Raw genomic sequence first — 13,380 nt, forward strand, 5'->3', positions numbered from 1 at the left:
AAACAGTTAGAATGCTACACATATGCTTGATGGCCTGACAAGCGTCTCCGACACATCGAGCCACGGCAAGCCGAAAGCACGAAGCCCTCCCCGGATAGTGAAACATTGCAACCTTCGACATTTCCTCCCAGACGCATCATGATCGTTTTGCGCCGCCTCGGTACCGGTGGCATCGAGACCGCCACGATGACACTGGCCAACGCCATGGCGGCGGCCGGGCACGAGGTTCACCTGCTGGTGCTGAAAGGCCAGCCGATCCAGCAGCCCTCCCCCGACGTCATCGTTCACTGCCGTGACATAGACAGGGAACAGCGCCGCAGCGCTGCCGGGATGGCGTGGCACCTTCTCAGTCGGCTGATGCTTTCTCCCCTCATCCCTCAGTCTGGGTTCATATGGCAAGGATGGCGCTGCAGCCGAGCCTTCGATGCCTTCGTGACCGACGTCGAGCAGCAATACGGCAAGCTGGACCAGATCTTGATCCGCGGCCAGGGGGCCTTCGAGCTACTGTGGCGTGTCAAGGATCCGCGAACCTGGCGCGTCGTGGAAGCCGTGACAGGGCGCTTTCCCGAAAATGTACTGGGGCGCTGGCTGACGCGCTGCCTGTTCAAGAACCACCGCGTGATCAGCGTCTCCGAGGGAGTGAAAGCGAACCTGCAGGCTTACCTCGACGCCCAGGGAGTTTCCATCGAGACGAGTCACGCCATCCATAATGCCGTGCCCTTTGAAGCGATCCGTCACTCGGCATCAGCGCCCCCGCCGGACGAGATCCCCGGGCCTTTCCTCGTCCATGTCGCCCGACTGGTACCGGTCAAGAGGCAATGCCTGCTGCTCGAGGCCTTCGCCCTGGCACGCCAACAAGGGCTGCAGCATCGCCTGGTGATCATCGGCGACGGCTCCGAGCGTGCCCGACTGGAAAACCTGTCCCAAGCACTGGGCATCGACAACGCCGTCGATTTCCTCGGCCATCAGGCTAATCCCTACCCCTGGATGGCACGCGCGGATGCACTGGTGCTCAGTTCCCGCTTCGAGGGGCTCGGTATCGTACTGATCGAAGCGCTGGCGCTCGGCACGCCCTGTGTCGCCACCCGGGCGCCAGGGGGCATCAACGAGGTGCTGGTCGACGAACAACAGCAATTGATCACCGACGCCACCCCGGAGGCACTGGCCGCCGGCATGCATCGGGCCGTCGCATCACCGATCGAGGTTCAACCGGCCTGGATAGAGCGCTTCAGCGAGCGCAGAATCGTCAGCCAGTTTCTCGATCTCATCGATGACCGCCAGGAGCCCGCCGATGCCAACCACGCATGATCACACCCTGCCCCTGGCGCCCGAACGCGAGGTCGACGGCAGCATCGATGAAAAGGGCAAGCTGCACCTATCGGAAGCCACGTCCTCGACCAGCGGCTGGAGCTGGATGCTGGAAGTTCGCTATCAGGCTCGCGGCCGCTGGCGGCAACCCGGCATCAAGGTTCGAGAAAATGGACATGAGCGCTTCATCCAGTACCTCGAGCCCGGGCAGGCCGGCAAGCGTCTGCTCAATCTTGCCGGTATCGACGATCTCGGCGCAGTGACACTCTCGGCCGAAAGATGCCGGCTGGCCCCCCAAGCGCGACTGCTCGGCTTCCAGCGCCCGGCACTCGAAGACGGGCCACTGATGATCATCGCTCCCCACCCGGATGACGCCGAGCTCGCCGCCTACGGCCTGTACCGCCAGCATGCCGAACGCACCTGGATACTGACCCTCACCGCGGGCGAACGCCACAAGCGGCTCGATCGACAGTACCTGCCGTTCCTCGATCACGACCTAAAGAGCGCCAGCCGTCGCAAAGGCTGGATTCGGAGCTGGAACAGCGCAACGACGCCCCAGCTCGCCGGCGTCGCCCAGGATCGGCTCTACATGCTCGGTTATTTCAACGACACCCTGGCCACTCTGCTGGACACCCCGAACATCTGCGCCCCCTCTCTGGCCGATGACGCGCTATCACCTGCCGACTTCAGGCGTTGGAACGCGCGGCCACTGGCCTCCGATGAGCTCCCGGGCGGGCCCAGCAACCGGGGAGACGACCTGCTGGCCGATCTGATAGGGCTGCTCGATCAGGTGCGCCCCAGTACCGTGGTGGTGCCCCATCCAGAACTCGATCCGCACCCCGACCACCAAGCCGCCGCAGCGGCTTTGGCAACGGCACTAAATGCCACGACGCATCGACCCGAGCGAGTGCTGCTCTATGCCAATCACCTCAAGAGTCAACGCGGCTTCCCCCGCGGGCCGGCCCATGCCGCATCCGGCGTCTGGCCCGTCGCTTGCTCGACATCAGGCCTGGGGGCATGGTCGCTCTACAGCCAGCCGCTCGACCTGGAAGCGCAGCGGGAAAAAGCCGTGGCCATGGACAGCATGCACGACCTGCGCGATAAACCAGGCTGGGAGCGTCGGCTGAAACGTGCAGTGAAACGCCGACTGAGCGGCATTCAGCCCGAGCGTTGGGCCGACTACGGCCAGCATGACTTCTTCCAGACTCACATCAAGGCGCAGGAAATGTTCGCGCTCGTCGGCACCGAGGCGCTCATGGAATATTTCGAACCCTACTGAACATCAGGCCATCACCCCCCAGCGACATGGCAAACACCACGCGCAGCGATGGCCGTTCAGCCCCCCCCTCCGATGGCGCCATCGGAGGGGGCGGCATTGGCGCTGAACCGTTCGGCCTGGCGATGCGATATTGGCGCCGCAAGCCCGGCACCGGAGAAGTATCGTTCACATCCGCTCAAACCAGTTGCCCCGGGAGGGGGATGCAAGAAATGCCTCAGCGACGACATCGGGCCGGAAATTCTCCAGCCAGGTTTCCTGGATGGCAGGCTTGTCTCGAGCGAGCGCGTGGCGAATGCCCTCCGCCAGACCCTCGACCGAGTGCGGCGTGATGCAGGCCTCGAGATCCCCCTTGAGGATCTCGCGAATGCCGCCTGGGCAGTCGACGCTGAGCACCGGGGTGTCACAGGCCAGCGCCTCGAACAGCACGATGCCCATGCCCTCGAAACGCGAGCTGAGCACGAACAGCCGGGCATGATGCATCCACGGATAAGGGTTGGCACGTTGCCCCGCGAAGATCACGCGCTCGGCGATCCCCAGCGTCTCGGCCAGCGCCTCAAGCCGCTCACGCTCCTGCCCATCGCCCACCAGCACCAATGGCATCGACGTGTCGGCCGCCGCATAGGCGCGTAACAGCAGGGCATGATCCTTGGCCGGCACCAGGCGGGCGACGTTGACCAGATAGGGGACCTCGGGCAGGTCGGGCTCCGGCTCCGTCATGGCCTGCCGAATACCGTCGATCGGGCAAGGATTGGGAATGACCGTCACAGAGGCCGGCGTAAAGCCCCAGCATTTCGCCGCTTCATCGAGGCTCTCGGCCACCCCATGCGATACCGTCACCAGGTGGCGGCGGTCATACAGGCAACGACTCAGCAGCCGCCCCCGCCAACCGACCTTTCGAACATGCAGGATGTTTTCCAGCACATAGCGCGCCCGCTCATCGCGGAACGTCCAGACGAGTTCGAAGGTACCAACGCCCCGGAAGACGATGCGATCGAAGCGCCCGTACCGACGCTCGGCGCGACGTAGCCAGCGATGAAAGACCCAGCCGCCCATCACGCCGGTGCCCAGGAAAAGCGAGCGTTTCATGAGCGGGTTGATGAAGAGGCGAGCGAACAGCTCCAGCAGCAAGCCGATGCCGGTCAGCCGGCTCCACCAACGCAGGTTGAGCGGATGCACTCGTACCTCATCGCGTGCCGGACGCAAGGGATCGGCCACCTCGCGCAAGCTGAGCAGATGGCTCTCGTGCCCCGCCTCCGCGAAGGCATCGGCGAGGTTGACCGCCACGCGCTCCATGCCACCCATCTTCAAGGAGCGAACGACCACCAGGGTTCTCATCGGACCGCCTTTCGAAAAACAAGGACCGCCAAGCCACTAGACCGTTGCCAGTGCCAGATATGGGTCACCAGTCCGCCCATGACCAGGGTGAACACATAACCGCCGGACCAGAAGGCCAGATAGGACTCGAACAGGTTAGCGATCATGAAGAACACGAAGAAGCCGAAACCGAACAGCGCCATGTCCCCCGGCATCACACCGCCTCGCCAGGCCAGCCAGGTACCGCGCGCTACCCAAGTGGCCAACAGCGCCACCACGCTCGCACCCAGCAGCCCATAGCCAACCAGTACCTCCAGGAAGGTATTGTGCAGATGTCCAAAACGTTGGCGAATAGTATCCGGCAGCCACGCCGTCTGTTCCATCACCAGGCTGCGCCCCTCGCCGCCCCAACCAACGAGCGGACGCTCGGCAATCCACTCCGTGGCCGCACGCCAGGAGTGGATTCGAATGCCAACGCTGGAATAGGGTACGCCGCCCCAGTCGCCCTCGATAACGCTGGTGATCACCTGCTGTTCGACCAGCAGCCTGCGCTCCACGGTGCCATGGAAAGCCGAGAACAGCACCACGATGGCCAGCAAGACACCGATGACGGCCGCCCATGACCAGCGACGAGACGCCTCGGCGTGTCGGCTGAGCTTCCTGGCTCTCCAGGCCCAGCCTCCCAGCATCACCAGCGACGCGACGATGGTTGCCAGCCAGACGCCGCGCGTCTGAGTCACGACGAGCCCCACGAGGCACACGATCAGCATGGCGCACCAGGCCAGGCGGCGCCCCAAGGCCAGTCGCCCTGCCGAGCACATCCGCGGGGCGAAAGATGCCAGCCCCAGGGCCGCCGCGCCGAACAGCATTGCCACATGCTGAGCATTGTGGATGCCGAAATCGACGCGACTTCCTGCCAAGCCACGCTGCCAACTCTGCCAACCATGGCCCTCGAGCCACACCGCCAGCACGAAACCCGGCACGGCGACTGCCCAGACCCATAAGGTCAGCCGCGTGCTGCCCCCCAGCCACCAGGCCATGCCGATGAACAGGAACCACTTGGCCAGGCGATCCAGCTCGGGATTGTCCGGCACCCACTGCGGGTGATGCAGGTAGCCGAGCCCCCAGCTCAGCAGCTGAACCAGCACGATCACCAGCAGCAGCCACAGTGGCGCCGACGACTTAAGCCGCCGCCCCCAATACAGCACCGCGAATAGCCCCAGCAGCGCCATGGCCGTGCCCGCTTTCTGGCCGACATCCGGCCACGCCACACGTCCTGCGCCATACAAGAAGGTGGCAAGCAACCCGAGCCATGTCAGAAGGCGCGGCACACGCGCATCAGAAACGAGACAGGGCAATACTCTGCCGGTAGAAGATGAGAGAGGTAACACGAATCTCGCCGCCTGCATCGCGAAGGAAATGGCCGAGCATGCTACCAGAATTCCCACGCATCCGAACGGAGAACTCCCATCACCAGGCGCCGATTTTCCCGGTAATGCCGGCCATGCACCTCATCGCGCCTGTCCTCGGGTCTCCAGCCGAACGACGGGGGCCGCCTCGGCGTTCTGCGATTCACGCCCCAGCAGATCGCACAGCCCGCTGCCGTGGGTGAAACCGTCCACACCGAGCTTGAGCGTTTCGCAGGCTTGGTGGCTGTCCATCTGGTGCTCGGCGTCATGCAGCGCCTGAAGTAGCTCACGCAGCGTCTCGGTGGGCAACACGGCCTCGCGGGCACGCATGATCTTGGGGTGCGAAGTGCCGACCACGTTCTCGCCGATCAGCAGTTCCTCGTAGAGCTTTTCCCCGGGCCTCAGGCCGGTAAAGGTGATCTCGATATCGCCCCCAGGGCTATCATCATCGCGCACCTCCAGCCCCGTCAGCCGGATCATGCGCCGCGCCAGGTCGACGATCTTCACCGGGTCGCCCATGTCCAGCACGAAGACATCCCCGCCCTTGGCCATGGAGCCCGCCTGGATGACCAGCAAGGCCGCCTCGGGAATGGTCATGAAGTAGCGGGTGATCTCGGGGTGGGTCACGGTCAAGGGGCCGCCCTGCTCGATCTGCCGCCGGAACAGCGGAATCACCGAACCGCTGGAACCCAGCACGTTGCCGAAGCGCACCATCGAGAAGATCGTGCGGTGCTCCCCTTCGCCGCCGTGCCGCGCGGCCAGGTCCTGCAGCACCAGCTCGGCCATGCGCTTGGTGGCGCCCATCACGTTGGTGGGGCGCACCGCCTTGTCGGTGGAGATCAGCACGCAGCGCTCCACGCCGAGCCTGGCCGCGCTCTCCGCCACTACCCGGGTGCCCCGCACGTTGTTGCGCACGCCCTCGAGCACGTTGTGCTCGACGATCGGCACATGCTTGTAGGCCGCCGCATGATAGAGGGTATCGACCTCATAGCGGCGCAGCGTCGCTTCCATACGCTCACGATCGCAGACATTCCCCAGCAGCGGATAGATGGGGAAGTCCGCCCCCATGTCACGCTTCAGCGCCTCGAGTTCCTGATCGATGGCATAGAGCCCGTACTCGCTGATCTCGTAGAGCACCAGCGCCCTGGGTGCGCCGCGCATCACCTGGCGACACATCTCGCTGCCGATCGAGCCGCCGGCGCCGGTCACCATCACCACCTTGCCGCGGATGCTGGCATCCACCAGGGCCTCGTCGGGCGGCACCGGGTCCCGCCCCAGCAGGTCCTCCAGCTCCACCTCGCGCAGCTGGTCCAGGCTGGCTTCGCCGGAGACGATCTCGGGCATGGAGGGGACCGTCTGCACGTGCACCGGCAGATCCGTCAGCTTGTCCAGGGCCTGCTTGCGCTCGGCCTTGGTCGCGTTGGGCATCGCCAGCAGCACCCGCTTGAGGCCATGACGCTCGACGAGCCCGGCGATGGCGTCCGGCTCCATCACCTTGACCCCCTTGATGGTGCTGCCCCACAGCGAAGGAGAATCGTCCAGGAAGGCCGTGACCACGAACTCACGCCCGCTGGAGAGCGCCAGCGCCAGCTGAGCCCCCGCCCCGCCGGCGCCATAGATGGCCACCGGCTCCTTCTCGGCGAAATGGCGGTTCAGCCAGTGATAGTAGCTGCGCACCAGCAGCCGGGTACCGCCCACGTACACCAGGGTCACCAGGGCGAAGTTCACCGGCACCGAACGCGGGAAGCCCTGCCACTGGAAGAAGTAGGCCGCCGCCCACATCATCAGCGCCAGCAGCACCGCGCCCTTGACCACCGCCCACAGCGCCTGAGGGCCCATGAAGCGCACCACCGCACGGTACAGCCCCAACCGAGCGAACACGAACACCCCCACCACCGGCACGACCAGGAACATCCACCAGTAAGGTTCGAGGTAACTGGCCGGCCACCACTCGGCCAGGCGCAGCGCATAGCCCGACCACAGCGCCAGCGGCAGCGCCACCAGATCGGCCGCCACCATCAGCAGACGCTTGTGCGAACGGCTGAGATCGCCGATCGCTCGGTGCATGCGTGTATGATTCATCATCTCGTCCTTGTATTGCGTGGCCTCGGGGTCAATGACGCAGCGCTCATGGTTCGGGCTCAATCGCTGCCGAACAGGTCGCGGGTATAGACCTTATGGGCCACGTCCTCCAGCTCGGCAACCATGCGATTGCTGAGGATCAGCTCCGCTTCCTGCTTGAAGGCGTCCAGGTCGCGCATTACCCGCGAGCCGTAGAAGGTATCCTCTTCCAGTACCGGCTCATACACCACCACCTCGATGCCCTTAGCCTTGAGTCGCTTCATGACGCCTTGCATGGCGCTGGCGCGGAAGTTGTCCGAGCCGGCCTTCATGATCAGGCGATACACCCCCACCACCTTCGGCCTGCGTGCCAACACCTGCTCGGCGATGAAGTCCTTGCGAGTGGTGTTGGCGTCGACGATGGCCTGGATCAGGTTGTTGGGCACGTCCTGATAGTTGGCCAGCAGCTGCTTGGTGTCCTTGGGCAGGCAGTAGCCGCCATAGCCGAAGGACGGGTTGTGGTAGTGGCTGCCAATGCGCGGGTCCAGCCCTACCCCCTCGATGATCTGGCGGCTGTCCAGGCCATGGGTCTCGGCGTAGGTGTCCAGCTCGTTGAAGTAGGCCACGCGCATGGCCAGATAGGTATTGGCGAACAGCTTGATGGCCTCGGCCTCGGTGCTGTTGGTGTACAGCACCGGCACATCACTCTTGACTGCGCCCTGTTCGAGCAGCCCGGCGAAGGTCTCGGCGCGCTCGGAGCGCTCGCCGACGATGATCCGCGACGGGTGGAGGTTATCGTAGAGCGCCTTGCCCTCTCGCAGGAACTCCGGCGAGAACAGCAGATTCTCGGTACCGAAGTGTTGGCAGGCCTCGGCGGTGTAGCCCACCGGCACAGTGGACTTGATGACCATCACCGCCGCGGGGTTGATGGCCATCACGTCCTGGATCACCGCCTCGACGGTCGAGGTATTGAAATAGTTCGTCTCGGGGTCGTAATCGGTGGGCGTGGCGATCACCACGAAGTCGGCGTCGCGGTAGGCGGCTTCCTTGTCCAGGGTGGCCGTGAAGTCGAGCGCCCGGTTGGCCAGGAAGTCGCTGATCTCGGCGTCCTCGATGGGCGAGACCCGGTCGTTGAGCTGCGCCACCTTCTCGGCCACGATGTCCAGCGCCACGACCTGATTGTGCTGGGCCAGCAGCATGGCATTGGAGAGGCCCACATAGCCGGTGCCGGCAATGGCAATCTTCATGCATTCACCTGTCAGAAACTGACCCGCGGGGGCCGCCCAAGCGGCCACCGCGGGATCCTTGTCGAACCAGCCGCGGGCGTTCCGCAGCCGCCGCCTGAGCGTCTTAGATCACCCGCTTGATCAGCTGGGCCAGCAGTTCCTGCTGGCCGTGTTCCGCGCCCTTCAACGTCACCTCGGCCTGGGGGGGCGCTTCGTAGGGGCTGCTGATACCCGTGAAGTCGGCGATTCTGCCCTCTCGGGCCTTCTGGTACAGCCCCTTGGGATCGCGCTGTTCGCAGATGTCCAGCGGCGTGTCCACGTGCACTTCGATGAAGTCGCCCTCGTCGAACAACGCCCTGGCCGCATCGCGGTCGGCGCGGAACGGCGAGATGAAGGCGGTGATCACGATGATGCCCGCCTCGGCGAACAACCGCGCCACCTCGCCCACCCGGCGAATGTTCTCGGTGCGGTCGGCTTCCCCCATTCCCAGGTCCTTGCACAGACCATGGCGGATGTTATCACCGTCCAGCAGCATGGTGTGGTAGCCACGACGGTTCAGCTCCACTTCCAGGGCGTTGGCCAGGCTCGACTTGCCGGAACCGGAAAGACCGGTGAACCACACGCACTTGCCAGCATGGCCGTTGAGCTGCTCGCGCATGGCCTGGGTCACGCTGGTGCGGTTCCACACCACGCTGGCCTTGCTGTCGTGCTCGCGGAACTCGTAGGGCAGCTCGCTCTCCAGCGGCCGGTGGATCATGCCGGCCCCCACGGTGATGTTGGTCAACCGATCGATGATGATGAAGCTGCCCGTTCCCGGGCTGGTGCGATAGTCGTCGACCGGTACCGGCGCGGTCAGCTCCAGCGCGCAGCGTGCGATGGCGTTGAGGTCCAGATGATCGGCGTGACGATGCTCCAGGGTGTTGACGTCGACCTGATAGTCGATCGCTGCCACCTTGCCCGCCACATCTCGGGTCGCCAGCTTGATGTCGTAGAGCTTGCCGGGCTCGAGCGCCGTTTCGTGCATCCACACGATATCGGCCTCGAAGCTGGTGGCCAGCGGCACTTCATCATTTTCGGCGACCAGCCAGTCGCCGCGGGAGATGTCGATCTCGTCTTCCAGGGTCACGGTGATCGCATCGCCGGGATAGGCGGCCTCCAGGTCGCCGTCCCAGGTCACCAGCCGCTCGACGGTCGACACCTTGCCGGACGGCAGCGCCCTCACCTTCTGGCCCGGGCTCATCACGCCGGCGGCCAGGGTCCCGGCATAGCCGCGGAAGTCGAGGTTGGGACGATTGACGTACTGTACCGGCAGGCGCAGGTCACGCAGGTTCTGGTCGTGGGTGATCTCGACGGTCTCGAGCAGTTCGAGCAGCGCCGGGCCCTGTTTTCCATCGACCCGGTACCAGTCCATCGCCTCGCTCGGATTGACGACGTTGTCGCCCTTGAGCGCCGAGAGCGGCACGAAGCGGATGTCCGGGGCGTTCAGCTTGCCGGCGATCTCCTGGTACTCGGCGACGATTTCCTCATAGCGCTCCTGGGAGTAGTCGACCAGGTCCATCTTGTTGATCGCCACCACCAGGTGCTGGATGCCCAGCAGATCGGCGATGAAGCTGTGCCGGCGCGTCTGGGTCTGCACCCCGTGGCGAGCATCGACCAGGATCACCGCCAGGCTCGCGGTCGACGCCCCGGTCGCCATGTTGCGGGTGTACTGCTCGTGCCCCGGCGTATCGGCAATGATGAACTTGCGCCGATCGGTGGAGAAGAAGCGATACGCCACATCGATGGTGATGCCCTGCTCCCGCTCGGACTGCAGGCCGTCGACCAGCAGCGCCAGATCCACCTCATCACCGGTCGTCCCCGCCGTCTTCGACGCCTGAGTGATCGCCGCCAGCTGATCCTCGTAGATCATCTTCGAATCGTGCAGCAGCCGCCCGATCAGCGTCGACTTCCCGTCGTCCACGCTACCGCAGGTGATGAAGCGGAGCAGATCCTTGCGCTCATGCTCTTTCAGATAGGCTTCGATGTCGTCTGAGATCAAGTCCGAGGCGTGTGCCATTTCCCGTCCCTTAGCTGGAAGCTGGAAGCTGGAAGCTTGAAGCTGGAAGAACCCCCAGCCCCGTTAGCTACCCAGCCGATTCATTCGATGGTGAGCTTGCCGATCAGCCCCGAGAGCATGGCGGCAATCTCCCTTGTTTCCTGTATCCATCGGTTTCCATTGGCTTTTTCGATGTAGCCGATATCGATACCGATGTAGATCTGTGTTCTCAGTTCAGCGCATGAGCCCTTGGCGATCAGCAAGAAGTGTCGTTTGTCCTTGGCCGTGCCACGCGTCATGCCCTCTGCAATGTTGCTGGGTACCGAAAGCCCTGAGCGAGTGATTTGATCCTTGAAGCCGAAATCCCTGAGATCTCGCATCGCCTTGTAGAGCTCGGCCGATAGCCTGGCCGACCGCTTCCACACCTGAAGCTTCTCGAAGTCCATGTCCTGCCCTCCCTCCTGGCCACTCCAACAGGCTAGCCTAAGCACAGGCGAGGGTTCTTCGGTTCTTCAAGCTTCCAGCTTCTGGCTTCTGGCTTCTAGCTCCCGGCGCAGCCGGGGACTTCCAGCTTCCAGGCGCGAAGCGCCGCTCTTCAAGCTTCCAGCTTTCTAACGCGCCTCCGGCGCGTTAGAAGTACCCCTCCCGCTTCTTCCGCTCCATCGACCCTGCCTGATCGTGATCGATGGCGCGGCCGGAACGTTCGGAGGTCCGGGTCAGCAGCATTTCCTGGATGATCTCGGGCAGCGTGGTGGCGGTGGATTCCACCGCCCCGGTCAGCGGGTAGCAGCCGAGGGTGCGGAAGCGTACCCATTTTTCCTCGGGCACTTCGCCGTCTTCCAGCGGCAGGCGGTCGTCGTCGACCATGATGTCCATGCCGTCGCGATTCACCACCGGGCGCGGGGCGCTGAAATACAGCGGCACGATGGGGATGGATTCCAGGTAGATGTACTGCCAGATATCCAGCTCGGTCCAGTTGGAGAGCGGGAAGACGCGGATCGACTCGCCCTGGTTCACCTTGGCGTTATAGGTGTTCCACAGTTCGGGGCGCTGACTCTTCGGGTCCCAGCGGTGGTGCTTGTCACGGAAGGAGAACACACGTTCCTTGGCACGGCTGGCCTCTTCGTCGCGACGGGCCCCGCCGAAGGCCGCGTCGAAGCGATGCTTGTCCAGCGCCTGCTTCAGCGACTGGGTCTTCATCACGTCGGTGTACTTGGAGCTGCCGTGATCGAAGGGATTGATCCCTGCGGCCCGGCCTTCCTCGTTGATGTGTTCGATCAGTTCCATGCCGGCCTCTTCGGCCATGCGATCGCGGAACTCGATCATCTCGCGGAACTTCCAGGTGGTGTTGACGTGCATCAGCGGAAACGGCGGCACACCCGGATAGAAAGCCTTGCGCGCGAGATGCAGCATCACCGAGGAATCCTTGCCGATCGAATACAGCATCACCGGGTTGCGGAACTCTGCCGCCACCTCACGGATGATATGGATCGACTCCGCCTCGAGCTGTTTGAGGTGAGTCTTACGTTCTGCCGAAATCTCGGACATCTTGGTTAGCCTTCAACGATAGAGACAATAACTGACTATTAGCTTGAAGCCAGAAGCTGGAAGTCCCCGGCTTCGCCGGGAGCTAGAAGCTGGAAGAACGCCCGCTCCGCGGGCTTAAGCTGGAAGAAACCCACTGGAGACCAACTTTGACGAATGGTGTTGACCTTGGGTTTTCTTCCAGCTTCTAGCTTCCAGCCGCGAAGCGGCGCTCTTCCAGCTTTAAGCGCGAAGCGCGGCGCGCAGCGCGCGCTCCCAGCGCCCGTCGCGCTGGCCACAGACGATAAAGAACGGATTGAGCACGCTGTCCTGCTGGTTGCAGCGCAGCGGTTCGAGGGTCTCGGCATTCAGTACGTCACCACCGGCGGCGGTGACCACGGCCTGGGCGGCGGCGGTGTCCCACTCGCAGGTGGGCGCGAGGCGCGGATAGAGATCGGCGGCGCCTTCGGCGACCAGGCACAGCTTCAGCGAGCTGCCCATGGAGACGCGCTCGTGGGCCGGCAGCCCGGCACAGAAGGCCTCGAACTCGTCGGAACCATGGGAGCGGCTACCAACGATCTTCCAGACCGCCTGCTCGGGATCCGGCAAGGCACGTACCGAGATCGACTCGAGGGAGCCACCGGGCTGCTGTTTCCAGGCGCCCTGCCCGTGCTGGCCGATCCACGTAGTCCCGCCCGCGTCGCCCACGGCAGGCGCATGCACGATGCCGAACACCGGCACGCCGTCTTCGATCAGCGCGACATTGAGGGTGAATTCACCGTTCTTCTTGATGAACTCCTTGGTGCCGTCCAGCGGATCGATCAGCCAGTAGCGGCCCCACGCCCGACGGGTCGCGAACGGAATCCCACCGGACTCCTCGGAGAGGATCGGCACCTGCGGCGACAACGTTTCGAGCAACGCGACCAGGGCATGATGCGAGGCCATGTCCGCCTCGGTCAGCGGGCTGTCATCGCCCTTGGTCGCCACCTCGAAGTCACGCCGGTACACGGCCATCACCTCACGGCCCGCGGCATGCACACCCTCGATCAAGCGGGAGCGCAGATCGTCAGTTACGAAATTGGTCACGAAAACTCCTTTCTAAATAAGCTCGAAGCTGGAAGTCCCCGGCTTCGCCGGGAGCTCGAAGCTGGAAGAACGCCCGCTTCGCGGGCTTAAGCTGGAAGAAACCCCAAGGTCAAAATCATGCCCAAAGGCCGGGCTCAA

General features: G+C 64.0%; 10 protein-coding genes. 2 read left to right on the plus strand and 8 right to left on the minus strand.

The genetic code is table 11. The features are described 5' to 3' along the window. The first annotated feature begins 138 nt into the window (after positions 1-138). Together QWG60_RS09065 and QWG60_RS09070 are read left to right on the plus strand one after the other, a co-directional pair. Positions 139-1,308: a glycosyltransferase gene (locus QWG60_RS09065; protein ID WP_146909348.1), complete on the plus strand. Its 1,170-nt coding sequence runs from the start codon at positions 139-141 to the stop codon at positions 1,306-1,308. Then, positions 1,292-2,587 (plus strand): PIG-L deacetylase family protein, encoded by a 1,296-nt coding sequence (locus QWG60_RS09070; protein WP_186810082.1) that lies wholly within the window; start codon positions 1,292-1,294, stop codon positions 2,585-2,587. The genes QWG60_RS09065 and QWG60_RS09070 overlap by 17 nt, the downstream gene beginning before the upstream one ends. Positions 2,588-2,752: 165 nt before the next feature. On the opposite strand, the gene QWG60_RS09075 is transcribed toward QWG60_RS09070, so the two are convergent. From QWG60_RS09075 to cysQ, 8 genes are all read right to left on the minus strand, one after another. Next, complete coding sequence (locus QWG60_RS09075) at positions 2,753-3,922, minus strand: glycosyltransferase (RefSeq protein ID WP_146909344.1); 1,170 nt, start codon at positions 3,920-3,922, stop codon at positions 2,753-2,755. Continuing rightward, a complete protein-coding gene (locus QWG60_RS09080; protein ID WP_246124688.1) occupies positions 3,919-5,232 on the minus strand; it encodes an O-antigen ligase family protein in 1,314 nt (437 codons plus the stop codon). Before QWG60_RS09080 ends, QWG60_RS09075 begins: the two co-directional genes overlap by 4 nt. 180 nt (positions 5,233-5,412) lie before the next feature. Next, entirely contained in the window at positions 5,413-7,392 is a 1,980-nt protein-coding gene (locus QWG60_RS09085; RefSeq protein ID WP_246124687.1) for a polysaccharide biosynthesis protein, read from the minus strand. A 59-nt stretch (positions 7,393-7,451) separates the two neighbouring features. Beyond that, positions 7,452-8,618 (minus strand): nucleotide sugar dehydrogenase, encoded by a 1,167-nt coding sequence (locus QWG60_RS09090; RefSeq protein ID WP_146909343.1) that lies wholly within the window; start codon positions 8,616-8,618, stop codon positions 7,452-7,454. Between the two features lie 103 nt (positions 8,619-8,721). Next, the gene (cysN, locus tag QWG60_RS09095; RefSeq protein WP_146909341.1) at positions 8,722-10,653 is read right to left on the minus strand and encodes a sulfate adenylyltransferase subunit CysN; all 1,932 of its coding nucleotides are present in this window, start codon (positions 10,651-10,653) and stop codon (positions 8,722-8,724) included. Between the two features lie 80 nt (positions 10,654-10,733). Continuing rightward, entirely contained in the window at positions 10,734-11,078 is a 345-nt protein-coding gene (locus QWG60_RS09100) for a four helix bundle protein (protein WP_046078576.1), read from the minus strand. Between the two features lie 184 nt (positions 11,079-11,262). Further along, entirely contained in the window at positions 11,263-12,180 is a 918-nt protein-coding gene (gene cysD, locus QWG60_RS09105; RefSeq protein WP_107181833.1) for a sulfate adenylyltransferase subunit CysD, read from the minus strand. A gap of 219 nt (positions 12,181-12,399) precedes the next feature. Then, a complete protein-coding gene (gene cysQ, locus QWG60_RS09110) occupies positions 12,400-13,242 on the minus strand; it encodes a 3'(2'),5'-bisphosphate nucleotidase CysQ (protein WP_246124686.1) in 843 nt (280 codons plus the stop codon). Positions 13,243-13,380 lie beyond the last annotated feature (138 nt).

The organism is Halomonas halophila (assembly GCF_030406665.1).
Lineage (GTDB): Bacteria > Pseudomonadota > Gammaproteobacteria > Pseudomonadales > Halomonadaceae > Halomonas > Halomonas halophila.